This window comes from Chryseobacterium indologenes (genome assembly GCA_016025055.1).
In the GTDB taxonomy this organism is placed as follows: Bacteria; Bacteroidota; Bacteroidia; order Flavobacteriales; family Weeksellaceae; genus Chryseobacterium; species Chryseobacterium indologenes.
In genome coordinates, this window is sequence record CP065590.1 from 3546144 (window position 1) to 3572172 (window position 26029).

Sequence of the window (26029 nt, forward strand, 5' to 3'; positions counted from 1 at the left end):
CAATGAAAAAAAAATATACTCCAACCGATCGGTTAATTACCAAAATTACAGGATGGATCTCAGTTCTTATCGTTGCTGCATTGGCAGTCTGGGGCGGTTTTAGCCTTAAAAATTATTCAAAATATGAGCAAACCAATGATGCGCAGGTTCAGGAATACGTAAATCCGATCATCTCAAGAGCCGGAGGATTCATTGTGGAGGTTAAATTTGAAGAAAATCAGGAAGTAAAAAAAGGAGATACTCTTTTGATTATTGATAACCGTGAATATGTTCTTCAGCAGAAGCAAACGCAGGCGGCCCTTCAGAAAGCCCGTGCAGAACTAAAAGTCCTGGAAAGTACTACCGGTACTACCGAGAAGCAAGCGGCTTCAGCACAGGCTCAGGTAGCAGCTAATAAAGCAAAGGTCTGGAAACAAAAGCTTGATTATGACAGGTATGAGAAATTATATAATGAAGAATCAGCAACCAAACAAAGACTTGAAGATGTAAAAGCCACATTGGATGTGAACGAGAGTGATTATAGATCTTCCCAGGATACGTACGCAGCATCGGTCTCTAAAATACATGATATACAGGCTGAAAAAACGGTTGTAATGGCTGAAATAGCCAGATTGGAAGCGTTGTTGGACCGTCATAAACTCGATGTAAGTTATACCGCTGTCACGGCAGCATATGATGGAAGAATGGGAAGAAGAACAGTGGAAGTGGGGCAGATGATTGAAGCGGGCGAGACCCTTGCTTTTATCGTGAACAATGAGACGGATAAATGGGTGGTTGCCAATTATAAGGAGACGCAAATCAAAGATATGCATATTGGGGATCGTGTAAAAATTATAGCTGATTCTTACCCGGACAAAGAGTTTCAGGGAACAATTATTTCGCTGTCACCGGCAACAGGATCAAGTTTCTCCTTACTTCCACCTGATAATTCTACCGGAAATTATGTAAAGATTGTACAGCGTATCCCGGTAAGAATAAGGGTAGACGGGAAAAGAAATGAAATTGATGTTCTGAAAGTGGGCATGAATGTCAATGTATATGCGAATAAAAAGCATTCCAATGGCTAGAAAACTTCCGATCTTTAAACGATGGGTTCCTGAGTGGCTGGTCAAGATCATTCTTTTTTCCATGACCTTACCCGGGATTATAATTTTTTCCTGCCGCTTTCCAATATGAATGCTGCTGCAGGATATTATGGATGTGAACCTGCTGATATTCAGTTTGCAGTAGCATTATTCTATGCAGGTTATGTGGGATTCTACAGCCTGGAAAGAAGATTTTTTAGTTTTCTTGCGGCTAAAGAATATTTTCTCATTTTTACAACGCTCCAGATTGTAGCATGTCTGATCTGTTATTATACCAGCGAAATCTACATCCTTTTTCCTGTACGTTTTCTTCAGGGAATACTGTTTGCAGGGAATGTCAACCTTTCCCTCACACTCATGTTTACGCGGCTAAGCAGTGAAAGGGGACGGGAGATAAGTTTTTCAGTATTCTTCGGGATTCTGCTTTGTGCATTGCCTTTTAATAACCTGATTACAGCAGACCTTATCGATTCGTTTAATTTTAATATTGTATATAAGACCGCTATTTTTTCCTATTTGCCGGGGCTTATTTTTCTTATGCTTACCATGAGTAACTACAGGCCCCATGCAAGATTTCCGCTTTATAAACTGGACTGGCAAAGTTTTGTGCTCTATGGTATTATGTTAGTTTTGGTGGGGTACATTACGATTTTTGGACAGGAATATTATTGGTTGGAAGATGTCCGGATTCAGGGGAGCGTGGTCGCGATAATTGTATTGAGTGCTATTTCAGTCATTCGCCAGTATGCACATAAGAGGCCTTATATTGATCTGCGTGTTTTCAGGTACCGGAATTTTAAAGTTGGATTACTGATCCTTTTTATCATGTATATATGTCGTTTTGCTTCAGGAATTACCAATAATTACTTTGCTGGCGAATTGCATCTGGATCCTTTCCATATTTCATATATCAATATTTTTAATATTTCAGGGCTTGTGCTTGGAGTAATTGTAGCCTGTTGTATGGTATTACAAAAGAAGAAGATACAATATATCTGGGTGCCGGGGTTTTTAATGCTGCTTGCATTCCATGCTTTGATGTATTATTCTTTTGATATTCAGGCTAATGAGTTTAATTATTATATTCCGCTATTCGTTCAGGGACTGGGAGTAGGCTTACTTATGGTTCCTACCATTATTTTTATTATTTCATCGGTTCCGGCATCGATCGGACCCTCAGCGGCAGCTACAGCTTTGGCTATACGGTATCTGGGTTTCTGTATCAGTATTGCTCTTATCAATTATTATGAGCTTTTTGAAAAAAGCCGTCACTATAATGCCTTTCAGGATCACCTGACTGCGGCAGATCCGGAAGTAAAAAATTTTCTTCATCAGCAAACCGCGAAACTAATGGCCAAAGGAATGTCTGAAGATCACGCCGTAAAAGCGGCCCATAAAATTTTGGTAGCAAAGATTAATATTCAGGATCATGTACGTTTTGCCATGGATTATTATGAAATGATGGTCTGGCTTCTTTTTGCCTCTCTCTTGCTGATTATTATTTTTCCGTATCTGAATCGGACAGTTCTTTATTTGAAGTCCAGAAGGTTATCTCCTGCGTAAATTGACTGTACAAAAAGTACAATCATGATACTTACAAACAAAATTAAAAAGTATAGCTGATTCAGCTTGTTTTATAGTTAGAGTGGTGGGGCTGCTTCAGAAGGCAGCCTCTTTTTTTGCTCAGCTATAACAGCAATAATAGAGTTTCAACAATCTTCGTAGAACACAGATTGGAATTCATTCGTTTGTCATCGGAAAAGGGTAGCTTTTAACCTGATGTTCATAACGATCCTGGCCGAAATAGTATAATTTTTGTCATTGCGGACAAATCGCTTTCTCAGTACATTTGTACTTATATGAATCAGGTTATGAAGAATACTGAAAAGAATATGGGTAAGAGAAATATAGTCCTTCTTGTATTGCCTCAGGTACAATTGCTGGATATTGCAGGACCATGTGATGTGTTTACTTCTGCCACCCGTTTTCTTGGTAATGATCAGGCCGGATATAATGTTTTTATGGTATCGGGTACTTCTGAGAAAATACTGTATTCTAGCTCAGGAATGCCCCTACACTGCAGTCATTCCATCTATGATATCGATTTTCCCATCGATACCTTGTTAGTAGGAGGTACAACCCTTGATATATTGGATGAAATACATACTGATCTTTATAATTACCTGCAAAATACTGTAACAGCAGTACGACGTATAGGATCTGTATGCGTCGGGGCTTTTATTCTGGCTAAAGCAGGATTGTTACATGGCAAACAGGTGACTACCCACTGGAAATATGCAGATGCTCTGCAGAAATCTTATCCCGAGCTGGATGTTAATATTAATCCTTTTTTTATTAAAGATCAGAATACATATACTTCGGGAGGAGTATCTTCAGGTATAGACCTGGCCCTGGCATTAGTAAAAGAAGATTTTGGAATATCCCTGGCTTCTGAAATTGGCCGCCATCTTGTTTTACACTTGAAGAGACCGGGGTTACAATCCCAGTTTGGTCATCTTTTACCTGATTACGAGATGATGACTTCCTTTACCAGAGAAATCAGGGATCTGCTCAAAGATAAACTCAGCCGGACAATTACGATAGAATACATGGCACAGGCAGTGCATATGAGTGTCCGGAATTTTTCCCGGGTATTTTTAAAAGAATCCGGAATGACACCGGGTAAGTTTCTTGAAAAAATGCGACTGGATCAGGCGAAAGACCTGCTGGAATACACAGATATGGGAATCGATATGATCGCAGGTAAGTGTGGATTGGGAAGTGCCGTTTCCCTTCGACGTCTGTTTTTAAAGCACCTTTCAGTTTCCCCGGCACAATATCGGAAAGCCTTTAACGGAACAGACTAATTACTTTCCCCTTTGACGGACGTTAAAATTGCTGATCATCAATTATCAGCACGGAAAAGTATGGCCTTATACCAGAATTATAAACTTAATAATATAATATATCATGATGAAACACACAGAGAGTAAACAAACAATGAACGTGGCTTTTTTAATTTATAACCAGGTTGAAGTTCTTGATCTGAATGGACCCCTCGATGTTTTTGTGAAAGCAAATGTATTGTATCCGGACTGTTATACCTGTTATACGGTAGGAAAAACCAAAGATCCTGTTTATGCAGAAGGAAATACGATGTCTATTATCCCTGGTTACGATATAGAATCATCCCCCAGGCCTGATATGGTCGTCATTCCGGGAACTAATCCTGAGCAGGTAATGCAATATCTTCAGGATGATGATTTTCAAAATACGGTTTTGAAGTGGGTGAAAGACCAGTACAATGCAGGAACTGTTGTTTTCACTGTCTGTACGGGAAGTATGCTGCTGTCAAAAACAGGAATTCTCAATAATTATGATATTACAACCCATAGTATGCTTCTGGATGCCCTGGAAGAGCACAATCCTCAGACTCATGTTCAAAGAGGTGTCCGGTATGTGGATCAGGGACAATTAATTACAACGGCGGGTATTACAGCGGGAATAGATGCTGCTCTTTATTTAATCGGAAAGCACCATGGACAGCAGGTCGCAGATAAAATTGTGGAACTTTTTGAATATCGGCAAGCGTAGATAGGAGGTCTTGACCGCAAGAATCTAGATAATCTGTTGCTCCTGATATATTGTTTCCGGCGGCTGAAAGCCGCCGGAAACAATTATTTTCTGAAATATTACATTACACCATTTTCAAGAATAGAAAAAGACTGATCAACGCAGTTGATTTCTGCTAATTTTCCATAGGGAAGTGTAAAAGTAGGACAGGTATGGCCAAAATCCATGCGGGTAATGACGGGCAGATCATACAATCCTTCCTCATCGAGTACTTTTAAAATTTCCTTTTCATACTCATCTGCATACAAGTTGTCATAAGGTCTTCCGAAAATAATTCCTTTTGCATTTTTGAGAATGCCTGTTGCAGCATAATTTCGGAGCCAATATCTTACAAAATCCGGTTGCGGCTTTCCTTCCGATGTTTCAAAAAAGAGAATACAACCTTTCCAGATTTCCGGGTCCGGCCAATATTCCGTTCCTTTCAGCATTTCCAGAACCTCCATACATCCTCCGATTAACGGACCCTGCACAATTGAGGTCCCTCTGAGAAAACGCCATCCTGTAGGTGGAGTTAATCTTCTTTTTACTTCCTGTAGCGAAGGGTCGAACCAATCAAGAAATTCAGTTGTCCATCCTTCCTGATTCGGTTGAATCAGTCCAATTACAGAAGATGAAAAAAGTGTCCTTTTAATGTCACTGATCTGATAATCATGCATTGACACATTCTCTGCAAACCCTACTAACAGGGAAGTACCATAAAAAGAGCTTAAGCCTGCTTTTAAACAAATAAAATGAGTAATGGTACTATCAGAAAAGCCCAGAAATATTTTAGGATTATTTCTGATAATATCAAGATCAATATAGGGAAGCATCCGGATGCTGTCATCACCGCCAATATTTGAAATAATTGCTTTTACAGAAGGGTCCGAAAAGGCTTCCATAAGGTCGTTAGCCCTGGCTTCGGGATTATTATATATCCACTGGGCGGGTTGTAAGGCATGTTGGGTTTCGGTAACTTCAAGATTAAAAATCTTATTCAGTCTCTCTTTACCCTTCTGGTATCTGTAGGGTAAATCACCGGCAGCTCCCCAGGACATGGAAATAGTAGCAACTTTATCACCGGATGATAATTTTTTTGGAGTTATAAGCTTCATGTGAACAGAAATGGAAAAATTATAATTAAACTGCTGAAATACTACATCGTGCAAAGTATTTAAGCACCCTTTTTCAAAAATAGAACATCTTCTGAAAAAATACAATGTTTAATCAATAAAAAGCAAAAATAAATCACCTCCGTTACACTGTAAAAGTCTTTATAGAAGGGAGAAATTAAAGAATAGCGTTCTTAGAAAAAAAAATATGAAATGTAATTAATTTATAAACAGGCTTTTGCTGGTTTTGTCGTAAAAAATATGATAAAAAAGCCCCGGAAAACTTGGAATTAAAGATGGTTTTACTATCTTTGCAATGCCTTAAACAAAGGGATTTACTTGAAAAAGTAAGTGGCCGACTCGGTAGCTCAGCTGGTAGAGCAATACACTTTTAATGTATGGGTCCTGGGTTCGAATCCCAGCCGGGTCACAGACCAAAAGAATCACTGTAACAGTGGTTCTTTTTTTGTTTTATACCGACTTTTTTAATGCTGTAGTGGTAGGAAAAGCCAGAAAGTCGCTGATAAGACCTATCCTCTAAAATGCAGAAGACAAATACAGCAAAGGATTTTTATTCCGGAATATTAACAACAGTCCTGTATATTTGTCTATCAGATATGAAAATTGAGTTTCCCATGAAGTTTGTACACCAGATTGACCCTCTGAAGTTTGTCTTATTTAATCTTGAAAATTGTCCGGACCATTACTTTCAAAATGCTGAAAGGTCAGGTTTTTTTGAGATCATATGGTTTAAAGATACAAAGGAAGATGGTGAAAATGATTCTATGTATCTCATACCTTTGTATCGGCGGGAAACATTGGAAATTAAGAATAAACAAGGCTGTCTGATTGCTTTTAAAAGAGAGTATCTTGAAGAGGATGATAAAGAATTTGCGTTGGATGTGTTTAACCTCTTTAATATACACGGTCAATCTACTCATTTCCGGATAGCAAATGAAGTAGCAGACTCACTCCGGCATATACAAATATTGATGGAGAAGGAATATAATAATACCAAAGGGACTTATCTGATCCTTAAATCACTCTTGAAAGTCTTTCTGTTAAATCTCATTCGGATGAACCAAAACTATTTTCTTCATCAGGATATTAATCAGAAACGGGTGTATCAGTTTATTATGTTGATGGACGAATATTATACAACAGAACGGAAGGCAAGCTTTTACTCTTCTAAAATGGGAATCAGTGAAAAGAGAATCAACCAGATACTCAAGGAAAAAATGCATAAAACAATTACCCAGTTATTGCATGACCGTCTTATTTTAGAGGTTGACAGGATGTTGATGGCCGGCAATATGACCATCAAAGAAATTGCTTTTCGCCTTAATTTTGATGATCCTGCCTATTTTTCCCGTTTTTATAAAAAACAAACAGGACAGACTCCTGAAGACTTTAAAAAACAAATTGCTAATTAACAGCCTATACCTTTACCCGTAAACATTTCCGGATTGTCCAGATCGATTAGCAGATAGTACAACTAAAATGGAAAAGAGGTCATTTAAATTTGTATCAGGATTTATAGACAGATAGCAGGAAATAGAGAGATTAATCTCAAATATTTTTCCTATCGGCCTTTACTTTAAATCCTACAGATAAATAAATGACTCATTATGGAATTGACAAAGGAAATTGAAAAACTGATGTTTAAGGATATAGATGACCTTCTATCCCCTAAACCAATATCTCTTGAAACAGGTATTAAAAGATTAGACAACGGAATGCTGCACGTTGCGATGAGAAATCTCATGCATCAGTGCAATGGAAAAATGCTCGATTGGTGGTTTACCTACTTTGAAACAACGGCAGATTTAAAACTGTGGCATCCCCGTGATCATATAGAACATGGAGGTTGGGACAGCAAATGGATCAAAAACAAAAATTATGTAGGAGCCACAATACATGCCACGGAATCTCTCGGAGATATTCCTCCCGTACCTGCAACGATAAAATTTCATCACCCTGCAGAAATCTTTGATCCTGTTGTTTTAGAACAGGCATTTATTAATGAAAGTGTAAGCGCGGTTGTGTATGCAAGAATTGGTTTTGGCGAAAACACACCGACAGATCATAATGGTGATCCTCTGGACGGATACATGTTTCACGTCATGAGAGATACCCCACACGGAGGAGTACTGAGAAGCCATTTCTTTCTTGGAGCTCTAACCGCAGGTACTGATCAGCAGCTGCCCGATGAAGTTGGATTTGGATTAATGGAACATTGCTATAGTGAGTTTACCTATCTCTCCCAAATCCTTCCTTCACTTTATTACGCAGAAAACCAAAATGGAGATCAAGCACCTCTTGTCTGGTAATTTTCTTCCTGATTCATTTTTAAATTGAATGTAACGGTACGCAGACTAATTTGCATACCGTTTTTTAGGAAAATATTTCATAAACAGATACTTAAATATTGCAAAATTGCAAGCTTCCAAATAAAACAGGATAACAGCTTTCTATTCCTCTATAAATAAAGTGGAAAATTTTAAATAAAAATGGAGAAAAAACTTGGAATTAAAAGAATAATTTCTATCTTTGCAGTCCCTTAAACAAAGGGATTTGCTAGAAAAAGTAAGTGGCCGACTCGGTAGCTCAGCTGGTAGAGCAATACACTTTTAATGTATGGGTCCTGGGTTCGAATCCCAGCCGGGTCACAGACAAAAAGAATCACTGTTATAGTGATTCTTTTTTTGTTTGTAATAGAATGTAAAGAGGACATAGATCTGTATTTCTGATGTGATAACGTCTTAAAATGTATCCTCTTTTGAATATTGCATCAAAATACCGGTGGAAGAGTCTTTTTTCATAACTTCTTCAAATCCGGTTTTTTTGTAAAAATGATACGCTCTTTCATTATCAGGAGTAACTTCCAGAAAAATAACAATATTATTACATCGCTTTCTGGCCTCTTTGATTGTAGAATGAATCAATTCATATGCAACATTTTTGCCCTGAAATTCTTTTTTAACATACATCTGATAAATTCCTCCGGTATGATCTTTATTCTTAACAAATGTGCATATCCCAATAAGGTGGCGGACTGAAAAGGCTCCGTAAACAAATCTGTCGGTTGTCTGCGTTTCAATATCGTTTTCCAATCTGAATTTTTTGGTTTCCAAGGCTTCCTGATAAGTGGCCCCAAAAGCTTCCGGAAATGTTTTCAGACTTTCCAGACGGATTTCTCTATAGATTTTACTTTCAGTAGGTAAAAGATGGCGATATTGAAGACTTGCGATCATAATGTTGCGTATACAAAGATTTGACTTTTGATTGAGATAGAAGTATTTGTATGAAAAATTTATATAAGACTAATGCCATAAATTAATTTTATTAATGCTTTATCTCATAAAGTGGATGTATTGTATTTTTTAAATATTAATACTGTTTTATATCTAATGAGTGCCATATTTATGTATATTTATAACATAAATTATCGGAAAATGTAATTTATTTGGAGATTGTTTTACCAAAAGAATGTCCAGTTTGAGATGGAACAGTACAATGTGACAATTAGTGAAAATAAATATATCAATGCAAGGATCATTAAAAAAATTACAATCTATACACTATCTATAGGATTGTTCTTATTAGTGATCTCCTGCAATGAAAAATCTCAGGATAAAGAAAGAGAGAGTTTTGATCGTTCTTTAATGAAACAGAGCTCAGATCTGCAGCTTTCGGGGAAATACGAAGAATTTATTCGTCTTAATACCAGATACCTGAAAAAAGCAGTTACAATGAAATATCCGGAGGGAAAGGCTCTTTGTTATCTCAATATAGCCGCAGTAAATGCCTCAACAGGAAATTATGAAAAAGCTTTATTTCTTTTTAATAAGGCCGAAAACGATCTTGTCAATTCAGAAAGCAGGTATCATCGATCCATATTTTTCAACAAATACAGTCTCTATTATTTTCACCTTAAAGCTTATGATAAAGCTATACAATACAATGATAAGGCATTTCATTATTTAGAACAGGCTAAAAAAACTCCGCTTACAACACAACTCCTTCCAAAACTTTACCTCACTAAAGGCTTTTGTTTTACCAAGAAAGGCTGGAGAGGGACTGCCCTGAAAAGCTTTCTTACAGGCAATGCGCTGGAAAACTCTGCATACACCAATTCCACGGTTGCTCAATATTACCTTTTTACCCATCAGCCGGAACTCGCCGGAACGTACATTTCCATAGCAGCTAAAAAATGCTCGAACAGAAAACATCTGATGTAGAATCTCTGTGGGTATACTTTACCATGGGATGTTATTATAAGGAAGTTAATAAGCTTGATGAAGCAGAAAAAGCTCTCAAAAAGGCATTGGAAATCAATATAAAAACAAGACGTACTTACTCATCCCATACAAGTGGAGTATTTAGAGCATTATCTGATTTGTATAAAAAGAAAAATGACGACAGCCGGGCCTATTACTATCTGAAGAAATATATGGAAGAGGAGAGTAGGCTTGATAATGAGCGATTTGTTACGATGAATAAAAGTACCGAAGATTTTATTTCAGAAACAAAAAAGGAATCGGACTGGCATAAAAATGAATTGCCGCTATTGGTAGCCTTATCTATTTCTGTTCTTACTTTTTCAGGTATATACGTTCAGAAGATCATAAAAAATCTCAGAACGAAAAAAAGAAGTTTAAAAATAGAAACCGAAGTTTTGAAGAACCATGTATTCAATAAAAAGGTAGAAGAGCTTACTGAATTGGGCAGAAAAAATGATTCTTCATTTTTAAAGCAATTTAAAGAAGTATACCCGGATTTCATCAACAGTCTTTTGAATATCAATCCTGGCCTTGAAAACTCAGAGCTTGCTTTTTGTGCTATGCTGAAGCTGGGATTTACTTCAAAGGAAATAGCAGACTATACTTTTGTACAGCATAAATCTGTGCAGCAGAAAAAATACAGGATCAGAAAAAGATTAAATATACAGGGAGAGAAAGATATTTATGTGTTTTTTAATAATATACAAGAACAAAATAATGACTGACCCTCTGCGTATTAAAGAAAGATAATAAAGAGAAAATCAAGTATTATATATGGGTATGACTTTGCAATGTTTAGTATGATAACTTATAATGATAATTTTGTAGATTAAATATAGAAAGCACTATGATACGTATTTTTCTTTCTATGATGGTTGTTATTTTAATCTCGTGTAACCAGGGTTCCACGAAATATCAAGATACATTTGATGTTCCTTTGCTGACACAGAATGAGAAGTTCCGCCTTTCCGGTGAGTATGATTCCCTTGTACATCTTAATAAAAGATATTATAAGAAAGCGGAACAGTTAAACTATCAGGATGGTAAAGCACTTTGCTACATCAATTTGGCAGAGTTGAACATTTCATCGGAAAATTATCAGAAATCACAGTTTCTCTTCGATAATGCAAAAGAAATCTTGGATGATTCAGAGAATAATATTCATAAAGCAAGGTTCTATAATGTATATGGCCGTTTTAACGCAGAACTCAAAAAGATGGATAAAGCTTTTGAATACAATGATGAAGCCCTGAGCCTTGTTAAAAAAAGTCATCCGTCCGAACTGACGACAAGCTTGCTTTTTAATATCTACCTTCGACAGGCTACTTATCTGATTGAAAGAAAAAACTATAAAGAAGCATTACAGAATTTTCAGAAAGCAGGAAAACTTGATACCACAGGATACATCGATTGTGCCATAAGTGATTACATTTATATGTATAAAAATATGGATTCAGCTTACGCTTATATATCAAAAGCATATAGCAAGATGGAAAGGCGGAAAAAAGAAGACGGGATTGCTCTCTATATCAGTACAATCCTTGGTGAATATTATCTTGCTGACGGACAATATGATAAAGCTGAAGAAGCATTTAAAAGATCTTTGGAAATAGATAAAAAGACCAGACGTATCTTTGTGTATTATACAAAATATATATATAATGACCTGAGATCGGTCTATGAGAAGAAAGGACAAAAAGAAAAAGCTTATTTCTATTTAAAAGCGTACACTGAAGCAAAAAATAAAACCAATACCGCATTACTGAACACCATCAATCAGGATATGGAGTCTTTTATTTCAGAAACAAAACAAGACGCAGAAAATCATAAGACTAAAATGCAGTGGGTAATCTTTTTATCTCTTGCCACCTTCTCACTGTTAGGAATATACTCATGGAGCATTATCAGCCGGTTAAGAAAAAGGAAGAGAGACCTTAGAATAGAGTCTCAGGAATTGAAAAATAAAATGAATGACAATACTCACGGAACTCTTATGGAACTGGCCAGAAAAAATGATCCCCAGTTCCTCATATACTTTAAAAAGACACACCCGGATTTTATACGGAAACTTTTGAATATCAATCCCAGCCTTGAAGATTCTGAGTTAACTTTCTGTGCGCTGTTAAGATTGCATTTTACCTCCAAGGAAATTGCCAGCTATACCCTGATCCAGCACAAGACTGTTCAGCAAAAAAAATACAGGCTCAGAAAGAAATTAAACATTCCTACGGAAGTTGATATTTATCAGTTTTTAGACAGCCTGGATTGAAGCAAAAAAAACTGTCTGACTCATCAGGTCAGACAGTGTTTCGAAATATTCTCTTTTCACCACTCGTTTTTTGGTGGCCTTTTGTCAAATTTGAAAAAAAATACTTAAAACAGAAAAAAAACTGTACGACACGGGTACTACAGGGCTTATTTATTTTTGTAATAGATTGTTTATCAGCGTTTTGGTTTTTGTTTTTTTATTTGCGGGATTTTTTACATACCTCGATATATATGTCTTAGTTTAATCTTTATTTTGATCATCTTAAACAATTAATTCTATTTTTTTATACTATTTCTCTATAATGTATTTTGATTGGCCCATCATTTACCAAATTGGTAATAAAGTATTTTTAAAACAGATGTATTGATTTTGTATTGAATTTTTAACGTTAATTCTGTTTGTTTTTTATTGTGATTATTTTTTGCTTTTCAATATGTTGTATTAATGTTGTACATGTGTAGTATGTTCTTTTTACTTTTATTCAATTTAAAATATGAATGGATATCTCAATTTTGAGACCGTTTTTTTATTAAGGGGAATCAGATAAAAGATCAGGAATGTCCACTGAAAAAATCAAGCATATTTTCCAGTGCATATTCTGAATGCATTCTTTCTCCATTCTCAAGTGATTCCTGAATGGCTGTATCCGCTTGCTTACGCATATTTGTCTCGTAAGCGGCAATCGCTTCTTTTAGTGTATTGTATTGACTATTTGTGAGATATTCACTCAGTTTCAAAGCGTCGAGCATTGCCATATTGGCTCCTTCGCCGGCAAACGGAGGCATTACATGGGCTGCATCACCTATTAAAGTCAGGTTAGGTTGGGTCTCCCAAGCCTGATCTAAAGGCATATAATAAATCGGACGAGGAATAAAGGGAGTATAAGCATGTTCAAATAATTCATCCCAAATATTACTCCATTCTGAATACTGTTCTTTAAACCATCGTAGAACTTCGGTAGTATCGGAAAAATCAAGATTACTTGTTTCCGGCCAATTTTCATCTGCTTTAAAACTGGCATAAAATCCGAGATCACCATTTCCTTTCTGTCCTATCAATATATTTTGAGCATTTCCAAAAGCCATGATTTTACCACTGTTAATTAAGGCATCAATTTGTGGAGCTGCTGTCTTTGAAACGTTTCCTTCCAGCATCAATACTCCTGAATAAACAGGTTTGATGTCTGTAAGGTAAGGACGGATCTTTGAACGGGCTCCATCCGAAGCAATGACAAGATCGGCATAAGCTGAAATTCCGTTTTTAAAGTGAAGTATCCAACCTTCATTCTGTGGTTCCATGGAAATAAAGTGACTGTCCCATAGTACCGTATCGGGCTGTAAAGACTTCAGCAACATTGTTCTTAAAGGACCGCGATCTATTTCGGGCCGAAAATGTTCATGACCAAAATTTTCTTCGGGTTTTGTTTCATGGTCACTGTAAAGCACTTCTGTTTGTGGATTGAGGATGAGTGTTTTATCGGCTCCGGGGCGGAAGGTCTTTTTAAATTCTTCCATGAGATCGGCCTTCCTTAAAGCAGCCAATCCCGAATCTTCATGCAAGTCAAGAGGGGAACCCTGAACACGGGCATGTTGGTTTATATCTCTTTCGTATACCTTTACATTGGCATTTTTCAATTGTAAAAGTCTGGCCAGGGTAAGTCCCGCAGGACCACCACCTACAATCGCTATCGATTTATGATCTGTCAGCATGTTAATTTAAATTTTACAATGCAAATTTATTCCCCTTTCAATACGGATAATAGTACAAATCGGTCGTTTTTATTTTTGGATAATTCTTTGGGAGCCACTCCCGAAAACTTTTTGATTTCTTTGATGAAATGATTCTGATCGGTATAATTAAGTTCGGGAAAGAGCTTACCGTGGGCAATATGTTCCAATGATGCTCTGAAGCGTAAAATAGTACAGTAAGCTTTTAAAGACAATCCCAGCTGTTTGGTGAAATAACGGTTGATCTGACGGCTGCTCCAGCCCACTTGTTCCGAGAGTTCCTGCACGCTCATTTCACCATTTGATAAATACATCAGCTCAAAAAGCCTCAGTTTTCTTTCATCGGTTTTCACCGGTAACAATTCTTTAATTATTTCTGTCGCTTTTTGAGAACAAAGTTCAAAACTTTGAATGTCATCTGCTGTGAAACCCCAGAAATCGGGAGGAAGTTCTTTTCCTGTGTTTAATAGATCGGCAATAGAAGCTTGTAAAATATATTCAACAGCAATCGGTTTAAAACTTATGATAAAAGCTGTTGTTTTTGGTGGGATCTGTCTTTGTTCGGGATAGGTTTCCAATCCTAAAAGTGTAATGTGAAAAGGTTCCGTGGGAGATTGAGACAAAAACAGATCAATTCTTCCATCGGGAATCACAACAACTTCTTTAGGTTCATTTGAAGCATTATGAAAAGTGCCCAGATTTTCTACAAAATCAGCAATAATATGGTCGGGCTTGATAAATTTGTATTGAAAGTCATTATCCATAGGTAGCAAATTGCAGGAATTATTTCAGCTAATGAAGATACGAAAAATGAAAAGGTATAGAGTAAAAGCAATATTTTAGTAGAGAAAATTTTGAGCACATTAGCAGATTTCCTTGTTAAGATCTGTCTGACTTGCAAAATCTGTAAGATTTGCGGAAGAAGAGAGTTGAGTAAACGATAATTCTATAAAAGATAAAATCCCGGAGCCCTAAATGAGAACAATCTTAAGTCTTCTCAGCTCCATTGCATTTTTCAACAATAATTTTAAAAATAAAAAAACCCGGACTATCAATGACAGCCCGGGTTTTAACAAGATTAAAAAAATTTAGAATGAATACCCTAAAGAAACCATTACGTTTCTTGGAGCGCCCGGGAACGCTCGGGTATAATCAAAACCTCCCAGGAAATAATATTTGTTGAAAACGTTGTTGACATTTACTGCCATTTTCATTTTTCCGATGTGATAATAAACCGCTGCATTTACAGTGGTATAAGAAGGCCATTCTCCCCACAGCGCATTTCCGGTACTGTCTTTTCCAATGCTGTTATCCATACGTCTGGTGTCTACATAATACACTCCCGCTCCAAATCCCAAACCTTTCAAAGCTGAGGTTGAGAAAACATATTTCAGCCACATGCTGGCCATATTTTGGGGAGCTCCCGGTAAAGCTTGATCCACTTCTGAAGCAATAGAAGAGGATTTAACCTCTGTTTGGTTCCAGGTATAATTGGCCATCACCTGAAATTCTTTGGTCAGCTGGCCGCGGATATCAATCTCAACCCCTTTTGACACTGCCTGTCCGGATTGCCTGTAAACCGGAAATCCTGTAGTACTGATTTCACCTGTGGCAATCAACATATTTTTACGTTCAATCCGGAATAAAGACAAATCCATTTGCAATTGGTTCTTAAAAAATCCTGTTTTAAGACCTGTCTCAATCTGGAAACTATGTTCTGCTGTGAAAGGTTTATCAGCTCCATAATCATGATAGTTCTGAATGAAATTGGCACCAACAGGGGCGAATCCCTGTGAGTAGCTTGCGAAATAATTAATCTGATCATTAATCTGGTAGGTCAGTCCAACACGGGGTAGCCATGCATTTTGCGTGGCATGAAAACGATCCGCGGCACTTACGGTTTCTGAATAATAATGCTCATGACGTAATCCGACCACCAATTTTAACCGGTCCGCAAAAGAAATCTGATCCTGTACGTAGATTCCGGTTGTTTTATAAGGACTCAGGAAAGGATAGTTACCTTGTGGCAGCCATACATAATTGCTGAGATCATGAGTGGTATACGTAGGATTGTTGAGGTCAAAGGTCAACGGGACAATCTTTCCGTCTATTTTTTGTTGTCTGGCTTCTCTTTGCCGGTTGTTGCTGTCTCCTTCATACTGGGCATAATCGACTCCCGCAATGATATGATGTTCTGTTTTATGCCCGGTAAGATCCCATTTCAGATAGACTACGGAATTATCTGTGTAGTCTTTTCCGTGACGGTCAAAGAAACGCATATTCATAATCGTATTGGCAGGAGCATTAGCATAACTGTTCAGCGTGCGGTGTTCATTGACATCCTCCTGGTAGATCGATTTCATATAACTGGCATTCAATGACAAATTATGAGTAAGCCGCTGGCTCAGCCTCGCACTGAATGATAATGTTTTCGTATTATAAAAATCAGAAGGTTGACTTAAAGTAAAAGAACGTGGTAAGGCGTAGAAGTCATTATTTCTCAACCCCATTCCCCGGTCAAGATAGCCGTGAAACTGATCATATACCCAATCAATATCCACCTGTGTCCCATCAAAAGGTTTAAAAGTAAATGACGGAGCCACCATAAAGTTTTTCTGTTGATTGACATTACGGAAGGTTTTGCTGTCTTCATAACCGGCATTCAGTCGGTACAGAATTTTCTTTTCTTTGTCTAAAGGGCCTCCAAGATCAATATTGGTACGGAAAGTCTGAAAGCTTCCCACGGAGAAATTAACAGATCCTTTTTGTGTTTCCAATGGTTTTTTAGTCACCATATTAATAGTACCTCCCGGTGTAATATCACCAAATAAAGAAGCTCCCGGTCCTTTTAAAACGGAAACGCTTTCTAAATTAATGGTCAATGGAGAACGATAATAACTATTACCATAGCTATATCCTGAGCGCAGACCATTCACCAGACGAATCCCGGTCTCATAGCCACTTTTGAAACCACGGATAATAAGATCATCATACGAAGAAGCTGTGGTAACTCCTGCCAGATCCTGTGCCACTTCACGGGTCGTATAGGCTTGTTTATCCTCCATGAACTCACTGCTGACGATAGAAACAGATTGAGGAAGATCTTTTAAGTTTCCTGAAAATTTTCCGCCTAATTCAAGAGTATTGGTAAGATAAGAATTGTTTCTTCTCGCGGTAATCAAGACCTCCTGAATATTTGTCTGATTTTCGGCAAGGCGAATGGTGATCCCGTTTTTATCATCATAAGAAAGAGAATCTATAGTGATATGGGATTCTGAATATCCTTTGGCGTCAATCATCAGCTGGGCCGGATACTGAACGGGTGTTTTAAATATAAAACTTCCGTCTTTGCTCGTTGTTGTGGGCGTTCCATGATTGATGGAAACAGTAGCATTCGAAATAATTTTACCTTCCTGATTTAAAACTTTTCCAAAAACAGGATGGGTTTCCTGTGCTGATAAGGCAAAAGGAAGTAGGAGCATTATACCATTGATGTACAATACTTTTTTGGCTGTGTGCTTCATTGTATCTTTCTACGTTGTAGTGTATTTATTGTCCTGAAATCATTAATTCCATGTGTAATGTAGGATAGCTGGCTTCGTAACAGGATTTCAGCAGTATAAAACCCTGTTTGAGCCAATATTCATATGCTCCCTGCAGGAAAGGGTGGGTATGCAGGTAGAGCCGTTTTATATTTTTTTGCTGTGCCCTCTTTACCAGTTCCTGAAATAATAAGGTGGCAACACCATTTCTCCGATGTTCTGGGTTTACAAATAACCTTGCAACTTCCACGGTCGTTTCGTCGCCGATATTCAGGTGAGGAAACCGGTAATCATAAGGCATCATTCCAATAACCCCTATCAGTTTTCCGTTGGTTGTGCGGGCCTGTAAAAAAGCTCCGGAATCGGAATGGATGTAATTTTGTTCAAAATTTACCAGATCTTTTGGAACAATCAACGGATCCAGTAACGGATATAGCTGACGTCTGAATTCCATAACATAAGGCAGTACTTCAAACACTTGATAGTCTTCCACCTTCGAAATGGTTATTTCTTCATGATTTTTCATATATTTTATTTTAATTGAGGTGCAAACATGGGAGTTCCCTGATTATCCAACACGTGTAAAGGAACCTGGTAAGTGTCTTCCAGAAGCTGTTTCAATTCATCTTTTTCCAGAGATTGAACAGGAACCAGCTCATTCTGACGCATGACAAAAAAATCATCGCCAAACTGAAAAGCAAGGTTAGGATCATGCATAACGCATAAAACCGTAGTGCCTTCATTCACCAGCTGGCGGATGACTTCCAGCACGGCAACCTGATAGTGCAGATCCAGATGATTGGTAGGTTCATCCAGCATTAAAATATCAGGTTTCTGAACCAAAACACGGCATAAGAGTACCAGTTGTCTTTCTCCGCCGGAAAGGGAAGTGTAAGATTTATCTTTTAAATGGGTTAAATTGAATTTTTGAAGGATATCTTCTACCGCTTCATAATCTGTTGATTGAGGAGAGAATCTTGAAAAAGAAGCCCGTCCGGTCAATACCACATCCATGACTTTAAACGGAAAAGTAGTCTGATGGAATTGAGTTAAAAAACCAAGACGGACCGGAGACTTTGTTCCTGTTTTTATTTTTCGACGCTCTTTACCGGCAATCCTGATGTTTCCTTTGTAATTTTTTTCAAGACCGGCTATGATTTTAAACAAAGTGGATTTACCGCTGCCGTTCCTGCCAAGGATCACAGAGAGTTTCCCTTTCTGAAATCCTGCATTTACATTTTTTAATACCTTATCTTTTCCGTAATCAAAAGAAAGCTGTTCTATACTAATCAGATGGGTCATGAGTTCCAGTTTATAGCTTTTTTTCGCATGAGATACATAAAAATCGGGGCACCGATGATCATCGTGAATACACCGATGGGAATTTCAAAAGGCATTACAGTTCGTGAGAAGTCATCAATCAGCAGTAAGAATGTTCCACCAATGCTGATATTAGCCCAAACTGTAATCGAATTATCAGGTCCGAAAATCATTCTGCTGATATGAGGAACAATCAACCCAAACAAACTGATCACTCCAACAGCTGCTACGGACGAAGCTGTAATCATAGTGGTAACGGCCATCAGGATTAGTTTCAAAAGGGTAGGATTCACCCCTACTGCCATCGCCTCATGATCTCCCAATGCCAGAAGGTTCAGCTTCCACCGAAGAATTACAATCACCAATAAACCAATGATAACAGGAAATATCGCAGTTTGGACTTTCTGCCAGGAGGCCGTATGCAGGTTTCCCATTGTCCATTGTACAATAGCCTGCAGTTTGTAAGGATCACTGAGATATTGCAATACCGTCAGCAATGCCGTAAATACTCCTGAAACGATCATCCCTGCCAGAACCATACTGACAATAGAAGTTTTAGCCCCCGCATAAGAAACCAGATAGGTGATGGCAACCGCAGCTACTCCGAAAATGAAGGCTGAAGCATTAACCGCCAAAACAGGGAATAACATCGCCAATGCAGCTCCAAAAGCTGAACCTGAGGAAATGCCCAACGTAAAAGGATCAACGATAGGATTTCTGAATACCGCCTGAAGAACACCTCCGGAGGAAGCCAGCGAAGCACCCACCAGAAAAGTAAGAACAATCCGCGGTAAGCGTACCTGCCATAAAATAGTAGGCAAACTTCCCTGCAAAACAGTTGTATCTTTGGACATTCCCAATTCTAAGGCTATGTGATGAAACAATTCCCCAAAACCTATATTCTGGCTGGAACCTATTACAAGGGAAATGCATACCAGAAGAACAGGAAACAGAATCAGTAATATGATATTTTTACTATATCGCTTCATCAGATCAATCCTTTTTGCCGTAGATGACTTCAAAGGCTTTTTTAACATCCTGATCAAGCTGTTCTTGTGTGTATTCAGGCATGCACCAGTGACGGAGCTGCTTGGCAAACAACATAAATTTCACCGTGTGCGGATCATACGGAAAGGAAGGAGACATCGCAAATACCTGTTTGTTTTTAACAGCCGGAAGAGCAGCCAGTTCCTTAAGATCATACACATCAGATAATCTGGAATTCCATAAAATAATTAAGTCAGGGTTCCATTTATACATGGTTTCTGCACTGATATTAGGTGCTTCTATCGGAACGGGACAGACATTCTGGGCCCCCGATAAGGTAATCGCCATATCGATCAGGCTTCCTTTCCCTGATGTGGACATGATGCGTCCTTTTGACCACGCATAGTAGATTTTTTTAGGAGATGATTCTTGGGAAGCTCTCATTTTTTTGACTTCTTCAGAAACATATCCTGTGATTTCTTCTGCACGTTTTTCTTTACCTAACAGTTTTCCTACATTTTTCAACTCATCAAGAATCTTCGCATCATTTAGAGATGAAAACGTAAATACTGGAATTCCCAGGTTTTCAAGCTGATTGATGTTATCCTGATCGGTATTAAAGGTGAGAACTAAGTCCGGTTTTAAACCGACAATACTTTCTGCATTGCTGGATTGTCCTCCAAAAGTGGGGGTGGCAATAGTTTTATTTTTGATGCGGTCATCCAGTTTTGAAAGAAAACTGTAGGTATCTTCCATTTCATAGATCTGCTGCGGGATCCCTACAATTTTTTTTCCTGCCTGAAGCATATACACATCATCCACCAACGCGTTGTACAATACGACAATCCGTATCGCTTCATGGGGAAGAGTAATGGCCTTGCCCCTGCTGTCCGTAGCAGTGACTTGTTGATCTGAAGATGCTGTATAGACAGAGTCTTTCGTTTTTTGACAGCTTTGTAAAAGGAGTATCACTGCAAAAAGAGATGTGATCAGGCTGTTTTTAATGTTCATATGCTTTATTTTTTGCCAGATGGCGTAGAGATTGGGTGGATAATAACTGCGAGTCTTTAAGCTCAATACGACCGCCATATCTTGTGGAGAGTTGTTCATAGAGACGTCCGTCGTAAGGAACGGCAAATTGTTGACCTGAGACGAGAAATACAGGCAGATGCTGATTTCCTATAAAATAACAGAAGTCTGCAGCTTCTCTATCATTTCTTACCGGAAAACATATAGTAAGACATGTTTTGATCGTAATAGCAGCCGTTAATTGACCATTACTATATAAAGCATCTCCTTGCTGCCATTCTTTTTTGAGCGGCAATCTCAGCTCTAAAACCAACCCGGACCTGGTAGCCCGGGTGAGTTTTTGTTTTTGAGTTTCAAACCATTCGATTTCCAGAACGTCAGGGTGTTGAGCGATGAGGTCAAGTCCTGTTTTTACTTCATCGATTACGACTGGTTGCACTGTATTCATATTAAGCTTCTTTAGCCGCATTTTCCTTTTTCAGTTGTACCTTTTCTTTCAGCCACTCGCACCATTGATCAATTCCCTCGCCGTTTAAAGTGCTGATCGTCATTACTTCTAAGTTTGGATTCACCTCATGAGCATCTTTTGTTACTGCCTCTACAGAGAACGGAACATAAGGAAGGAGGTCTGCTTTGGAAACGAGCATCAATTCACTGGTTAAGAACATACGAGGGTATTTTTTAGGCTTGTCATCACCTTCTGTGGAGGCAAGGAGTGTTACACGGTAATCTTCACCCAGATCAAAGGCAGAAGGGCAAAGCAGGTTTCCTACGTTTTCAATAAATAATAAATCTACCCCTTCCAGATCAATGTGATCCAAAGCCTGCAGAATCATCTGAGCTTCGATATGACACATTCCGCCGGTTACAATTTGCAGTGCGTTAATCCCCACTTCACGCATACGGATAGCGTCACGCTCTGTCTCAGGATCTCCCACCAGGATTGAAATATTAAGATCTCTGGCAAGACGTTTTCCTGTTTCCTGCATTAAAGTTGTTTTTCCTGATCCAGGAGAAGAGCACACATTGATGACACAAATACTATTTAAACGCTCTCTGATAGCTTTAGCTACAAAATCATTGGCTTTTAATAAATGAAGGGTTGTATTATCACATTGAACCGACCCTACGCGGTTTCCTAGACTTTTTGGATTCGCTGTTGACATATTAATGGTCTTTTTGTTTAAAAATTACTTTTGAGATAAAGAGTTCATTTCCCTGAACAATATGGGCGGACGGCGTGCCACAGTCCTGACATACAAACTTGTGATACCGGACAGGAAAGTCTTTATGACACTGCTCACAACGGGCGATAATATCATTGACAAAAACTTCCAGTTCCATTTCCCGGTACACAGGATGGTCGGTAATAAATGCATCAAATGCATTCTGAATCAGGACGGGCTGTACATTGGACAGGAGTCCTGCCGTTACCTGAACTTGTTGAATATCTTCAACTTTGGCGTTATAATGCTCTTCCAAGGTGTCAAAAATATCCTTCACTATACTTAATTCATGCATAGCTTATAGGTTTATAGGTGAGGTGACTATCCGAAATATTCGGATAATAAAATTCAAAATTGTTCGTAGGAAATCCCTTTGAATAAGGGTTTCAGAGATAAGTTAAAGAGAAAATCCTAAAATTCGGATCTTTAAATTATGAAACAAAAGATATCTGGGAAGATGATAGGGATGTGTATGCTGTGAAGCAGAGCTTATAATAGCCCCTGATCCCGATTGTAATCCACTGAAAAGAATATTTTTTACCAATAGAATAAAAGGCAGATCAAAAAAAGCTTTGTCAAGGTCAATATCATTTTCAGCCATGGAAGCCAGAAATAAGATATCGTGCTGTTGAATATCGGAAGCTTTTAAACCCATCTGATCCTGAGAAGAACTTACATGAATACTTTTTCTGTTATTTGTGAATCCTGTTATAGCCGTTAGAAACAGGATCAGTAGAAAGGTAAGTGATATGTAGAAAGACTTCTTCATCGATACTGCAAATTTAGACCTTTTGTGTGCCTTCATTCTTACCAAAAACCTTTTAAAAATGTTCAAAATCAGGATTAAAATTTAATGCCAAAGAATGAATGTAAAGGCTGTATTTCGTTATGTTTTAATTTGTACTTTAATGATATTCAGGTTGTTGTTTGTAATGTTTGATCTTTCTTTACCCTTTTTACATTCGCTGTAAATGTTGAAAAAAATGACTTTTGTAATCAGGTAAAGAATGTATTTAATAGATCCAGGGTATAATTATTTTCATCCCTTTTCATGAAAACAGCTAGTCTTTCCATTATTCATGATCACAAACTTACTATATTTGAATGCTAACGCATTGTAAATGTTTTATAATGCCAATGAAAAAGATAATATTATGCAAGAACAGAACATTGATTTTTTACATCATAATGAATCTGCCTGGAACCAACAGGCAACGGAGCAAAACGAATGGTCTCAACCCGTAAGTGCAGAGCTTATTAAAGAGGCTAAAGAAGGAAAATGGGAGGTACATCTTACTCCTAAGCCTTTGAATAAAGAATGGTTGGGTGATGTGAAAGGCAAGAAAATCCTCTGCCTGGCTTCAGCCGGGGGACAGCAGGCTCCGGTACTTGCAGCAGCGGGAGCTTCTGTGGTCGTTTATGATATTTCGGAAGAACAACTAAAGCAGGACCAAAAGGTTGCGGAACGTGACGGTTTATCTTTAAAAACCGTGCAAGGGGATATGAGAGATTTGAGCGTTTTCGAAGATGAATCTTTTGATCTTATTTTTCATCCTATTTCCAATCATTATGTGGAAAATGTAAATCCAGTATGGGAGGAAGCCTACAGAGTTTTAAAGAAAGGAGGAACACTATTAGCCAGTTTTTTTAATCCTGTGGTTTTCGTAGCCGATAGGAATCCTCAGGATATGGCAGAAGGAATTATCAGGCCTAAATATACTGTACCTTATGCTGATATCAAAGATCTTAGTCAGGAGCAGATAGCAAAAAAGCTTAAAAATAATGAAGCTCTGGTTTTTGGACATAGTCTTTCAGATCTTATCGGCGGACAATTGAAAGCAGGTTTTTTAATGGAGGATTTTGTAGAAGAAATGCAACCGCATCCGAGATTTCTAATTGATAAATACCTGCCCACCTTTCTGGCTACAAAAGCTGTAAAATTGGAATAGAAGATCATGATAATGTCAAGTCCCCACAAAGACTACAACTAATGTTAGCATAATTCCCCTCTCCGGAGGGGTGTCAAATCTTTGATTTGACGGGGTGGTTTTATGTTCACAAAAATAACTTTATGTCCTAATCTCTATGCTTAACGTATTATTTTTATCTTTGGCCACAGAGACCTTACATTAAGGATTTATTGATATGGACAAATCATCGATAAACAATTATTTTCATTCTTTATTCACCATTAAAGACGAGGTGGTGGAAAAGATTACCAGAACGTTCACTTCTTTTGAATTGAAAGCCAATGATATATTGCTGAATCAGAATGTTATCAGTACAAAGACCTATTTTCTGGAGAAAGGCTATGTGCGCTCTTATATTCTGAATGAAGATAATGAAGAAATTACCACCAATATTTATTCAGCACCTTGTTTTGTGAATGACTTTCTTTCGTTTTTCAGGCAACAGCCAACGAAAGAAATATATCAAACCGTGACGGATTGTGTGTTTTGGGAAACGGGGCTGGAAAATGTACAGGATAACTTTCATAATATCCCGGAATTCAGAGAGTTCAGCAGGCTTTTGTTTGTTTTGAATTATTACAATATTCACGACAGGTTAATAGAAATGGCCAGTCAGAAAGCCTTAACCCGTTATTCCAATCTGATGAAAAAAGATCCCGATATTTTTCAGCATGTACCTTTGAAAATCATTGCTTCTTACCTGGGAATTAAGGACAGTTCGTTGAGCAGAATCAGAAGAGAGATTAATAAATAACAGGCTTCCATACTATTTGTTATTTCTTTTCATTTGTCAAGTGATCAATTCAATCCTGTCGCTGATCTTTGCTAAAAAATAATTTCATGAATAAAAAACATATTGTCGTTGTAGGATTGGGAGGAGTAGGCGGATATTTTGGGTTTAAAATCAACCAGGCGAATGAAACCTCCGGAAAATATAAAGTGTCTTTTATCGCTCGTGGACAAACCTATGAGAAGGTTAAAGAGGACGGACTCGTTCTTTTGTCTTCCGAACATCCCAATAACAGAACTTATCCTAATGGTATTGAAGAGCACATCAGTGAAATTAAAAATCCTGACCTGGTTTTAATTGCAGTAAAAGAGTATGACCTTGAGAATGTGTGCCGACAACTTTTACCCGTTATTCATCAGAATACCATACTGCTTCCGATGATGAACGGAGCTGATATTTACGACAGAATAAAAAAGATCATTCCTGATCATATTATATTACCAACGTGCATTTATGTTGCTTCTCATATTAAAGAAAGAGGAACAGTAGAGCACAAAGGGAAAGCAGGAAAAATGATTGTCGGAAGAGATCCGGATCATTTTTCAGCTGATATAAACTGGATTTCGGATTTGCTCGCAGAAAGTAAAATTGATTTTGATTGTAAAGAGAATGCAATAACGGATATCTGGACGAAATTCTTCTTTATTGCAAGTTTCGGATTGGTAACAGCTAAGCACAATTCATCAATAGGAGCCGTTTGCAGTGATGGTGAACAGAAGAAAGAAGCCACTGAAATCATGAAGGAAATGAAGCAGATTACAGATCGGAAAGGCATTGAACTTCCGGAAGATAGTATTGAAAAAACATATGAAAAAGCTGCAACTTTTCCTTATGAAACACCCACTTCTTTGCAGCTGGACGTACATTCCGGGAAAAAAGAGAATGAACTGGAATTGTTTGCCGGAGCAATCCTTCAATATGGCAGGGAATTGAATATTGAAACACCTTTTACTCAAAAAATATACAATGAGATAAAAGCAAAACAGCTCAACTAATGGATCAACCACATAGATTCATAGAAATTTATCAGTGTTTTAAAAACTATGCGTCGATGTGGTTGATTTAAAAAATTAAGAA

The 26029-nt window shown here is 37.8% G+C and carries 24 protein-coding genes, 2 tRNA genes and 1 pseudogene; 14 read left to right on the forward strand and 13 right to left on the reverse strand.

Annotation, left to right across the window (positions count from 1 at the left end; all coding sequences use genetic code 11):
- The first annotated feature begins 2 nt into the window (after nt 1–2).
- From H3Z85_16275 to H3Z85_16290, 4 genes and pseudogenes are all read left to right on the forward strand, one after another.
- Nucleotides 3–1067 carry an HlyD family secretion protein gene (locus H3Z85_16275; GenBank protein QPQ50920.1) on the forward strand — a complete coding sequence of 355 codons (1065 nt, stop codon included), beginning with the start codon at nt 3–5 and terminating at the stop codon, nt 1065–1067.
- Nucleotides 1033–2648, forward strand: a pseudogene (locus H3Z85_16280) (beta-carotene 15,15'-monooxygenase). The gene H3Z85_16275 and the pseudogene H3Z85_16280 overlap by 35 nt, the downstream one beginning before the upstream one ends.
- Nucleotides 2649–2956: 308 nt before the next feature.
- Entirely contained in the window at nt 2957–3952 is a 996-nt protein-coding gene (locus H3Z85_16285; protein QPQ50921.1) for a DJ-1/PfpI family protein, read from the forward strand.
- Between the two features lie 106 nt (nt 3953–4058).
- Nucleotides 4059–4679, forward strand: coding sequence for a DJ-1/PfpI family protein (locus H3Z85_16290; GenBank protein QPQ53924.1), 621 nt, complete (start codon nt 4059–4061; stop codon nt 4677–4679).
- Nucleotides 4680–4777: 98 nt separating this feature from the next.
- Here H3Z85_16290 and H3Z85_16295 read toward each other — a convergent pair whose 3' ends face one another.
- Nucleotides 4778–5812, reverse strand: a complete 1035-nt coding sequence (locus H3Z85_16295; protein QPQ50922.1) for an LD-carboxypeptidase — start codon at nt 5810–5812, stop codon at nt 4778–4780.
- Nucleotides 5813–6166: 354 nt separating this feature from the next.
- Between H3Z85_16295 and H3Z85_16300 the strand changes: the two genes are divergently transcribed.
- The 4 genes from H3Z85_16300 (at nt 6167) to H3Z85_16315 (ending at nt 8478) form a co-directional block, all read left to right on the forward strand.
- Nucleotides 6167–6239: transfer RNA gene (locus tag H3Z85_16300), tRNA-Lys, on the forward strand.
- Between the two features lie 205 nt (nt 6240–6444).
- Nucleotides 6445–7242 carry an AraC family transcriptional regulator gene (locus H3Z85_16305; protein ID QPQ50923.1) on the forward strand — a complete coding sequence of 266 codons (798 nt, stop codon included), beginning with the start codon at nt 6445–6447 and terminating at the stop codon, nt 7240–7242.
- Nucleotides 7243–7467: 225 nt separating this feature from the next.
- On the forward strand, nt 7468–8139 hold the full coding sequence (locus H3Z85_16310) for a hydrolase (protein ID QPQ53925.1): 672 nt from the start codon (nt 7468–7470) through the stop codon (nt 8137–8139).
- 266 nt (nt 8140–8405) lie between these two features.
- Nucleotides 8406–8478: transfer RNA gene (locus H3Z85_16315), tRNA-Lys, on the forward strand.
- 93 nt (nt 8479–8571) lie between these two features.
- On the opposite strand, the gene H3Z85_16320 is transcribed toward H3Z85_16315, so the two are convergent.
- Nucleotides 8572–9063, reverse strand: coding sequence for a GNAT family N-acetyltransferase (locus tag H3Z85_16320; GenBank protein ID QPQ50924.1), 492 nt, complete (start codon nt 9061–9063; stop codon nt 8572–8574).
- A gap of 249 nt (nt 9064–9312) precedes the next feature.
- Here H3Z85_16320 and H3Z85_16325 point away from each other — a divergent pair, with 249 nt between their 5' ends.
- From H3Z85_16325 to H3Z85_16335, 3 genes are all read left to right on the forward strand, one after another.
- Complete coding sequence (locus H3Z85_16325; GenBank protein QPQ50925.1) at nt 9313–10050, forward strand: hypothetical protein; 738 nt, start codon at nt 9313–9315, stop codon at nt 10048–10050.
- Entirely contained in the window at nt 10023–10817 is a 795-nt protein-coding gene (locus tag H3Z85_16330; GenBank protein QPQ50926.1) for a hypothetical protein, read from the forward strand. The genes H3Z85_16325 and H3Z85_16330 overlap by 28 nt, the downstream gene beginning before the upstream one ends.
- A 122-nt stretch (nt 10818–10939) precedes the next feature.
- Entirely contained in the window at nt 10940–12361 is a 1422-nt protein-coding gene (locus tag H3Z85_16335) for a tetratricopeptide repeat protein (protein ID QPQ50927.1), read from the forward strand.
- Nucleotides 12362–12912: 551 nt separating this feature from the next.
- Here H3Z85_16335 and H3Z85_16340 read toward each other — a convergent pair.
- The 11 genes from H3Z85_16340 to H3Z85_16390 form a co-directional block, all read right to left on the reverse strand.
- Nucleotides 12913–14070 carry an FAD-dependent monooxygenase gene (locus H3Z85_16340; protein ID QPQ50928.1) on the reverse strand — a complete coding sequence of 386 codons (1158 nt, stop codon included), beginning with the start codon at nt 14068–14070 and terminating at the stop codon, nt 12913–12915.
- Between the two features lie 26 nt (nt 14071–14096).
- Nucleotides 14097–14852: a helix-turn-helix transcriptional regulator gene (locus H3Z85_16345; GenBank protein QPQ50929.1), complete on the reverse strand. Its 756-nt coding sequence runs from the start codon at nt 14850–14852 to the stop codon at nt 14097–14099.
- A gap of 324 nt (nt 14853–15176) precedes the next feature.
- Nucleotides 15177–17612, reverse strand: coding sequence for a TonB-dependent siderophore receptor (locus tag H3Z85_16350; GenBank protein ID QPQ50930.1), 2436 nt, complete (start codon nt 17610–17612; stop codon nt 15177–15179).
- Between the two features lie 25 nt (nt 17613–17637).
- Nucleotides 17638–18156 carry a GNAT family N-acetyltransferase gene (locus tag H3Z85_16355; GenBank protein QPQ50931.1) on the reverse strand — a complete coding sequence of 173 codons (519 nt, stop codon included), beginning with the start codon at nt 18154–18156 and terminating at the stop codon, nt 17638–17640.
- A gap of 5 nt (nt 18157–18161) precedes the next feature.
- Nucleotides 18162–18932 carry an ABC transporter ATP-binding protein gene (locus tag H3Z85_16360; GenBank protein QPQ50932.1) on the reverse strand — a complete coding sequence of 257 codons (771 nt, stop codon included), beginning with the start codon at nt 18930–18932 and terminating at the stop codon, nt 18162–18164.
- Nucleotides 18929–19939 (reverse strand): iron ABC transporter permease, encoded by a 1011-nt coding sequence (locus tag H3Z85_16365; protein QPQ53926.1) that lies wholly within the window; start codon nt 19937–19939, stop codon nt 18929–18931. The genes H3Z85_16360 and H3Z85_16365 overlap by 4 nt, the downstream gene beginning before the upstream one ends.
- A gap of 4 nt (nt 19940–19943) precedes the next feature.
- On the reverse strand, nt 19944–20948 hold the full coding sequence (locus tag H3Z85_16370) for an ABC transporter substrate-binding protein (protein QPQ50933.1): 1005 nt from the start codon (nt 20946–20948) through the stop codon (nt 19944–19946).
- Nucleotides 20938–21414 (reverse strand): urease accessory protein UreE, encoded by a 477-nt coding sequence (locus H3Z85_16375; protein QPQ50934.1) that lies wholly within the window; start codon nt 21412–21414, stop codon nt 20938–20940. The genes H3Z85_16370 and H3Z85_16375 overlap by 11 nt, the downstream gene beginning before the upstream one ends.
- A 1-nt stretch (nt 21415) precedes the next feature.
- On the reverse strand, nt 21416–22132 hold the full coding sequence (gene hypB, locus H3Z85_16380; GenBank protein QPQ50935.1) for a hydrogenase nickel incorporation protein HypB: 717 nt from the start codon (nt 22130–22132) through the stop codon (nt 21416–21418).
- 1 nt (nt 22133) lies between these two features.
- Nucleotides 22134–22487, reverse strand: coding sequence for a hydrogenase maturation nickel metallochaperone HypA (locus H3Z85_16385; protein QPQ50936.1), 354 nt, complete (start codon nt 22485–22487; stop codon nt 22134–22136).
- Nucleotides 22488–22589: 102 nt separating this feature from the next.
- On the reverse strand, nt 22590–22997 hold the full coding sequence (locus H3Z85_16390) for a hypothetical protein (GenBank protein QPQ50937.1): 408 nt from the start codon (nt 22995–22997) through the stop codon (nt 22590–22592).
- A 349-nt stretch (nt 22998–23346) separates the two neighbouring features.
- Here H3Z85_16390 and H3Z85_16395 point away from each other — a divergent pair, with 349 nt between their 5' ends.
- The 3 genes from H3Z85_16395 to H3Z85_16405 all read left to right on the forward strand — a co-directional run bounded on the left by H3Z85_16395 (nt 23347) and on the right by H3Z85_16405 (nt 25947).
- A complete protein-coding gene (locus H3Z85_16395) occupies nt 23347–24141 on the forward strand; it encodes a class I SAM-dependent methyltransferase (GenBank protein ID QPQ50938.1) in 795 nt (264 codons plus the stop codon).
- Nucleotides 24142–24337: 196 nt separating this feature from the next.
- Nucleotides 24338–24916 (forward strand): Crp/Fnr family transcriptional regulator, encoded by a 579-nt coding sequence (locus tag H3Z85_16400; GenBank protein QPQ50939.1) that lies wholly within the window; start codon nt 24338–24340, stop codon nt 24914–24916.
- An 86-nt stretch (nt 24917–25002) separates the two neighbouring features.
- Nucleotides 25003–25947 (forward strand): 2-dehydropantoate 2-reductase, encoded by a 945-nt coding sequence (locus H3Z85_16405; protein QPQ50940.1) that lies wholly within the window; start codon nt 25003–25005, stop codon nt 25945–25947.
- The last annotated feature ends 82 nt before the right edge of the window (nt 25948–26029 follow it).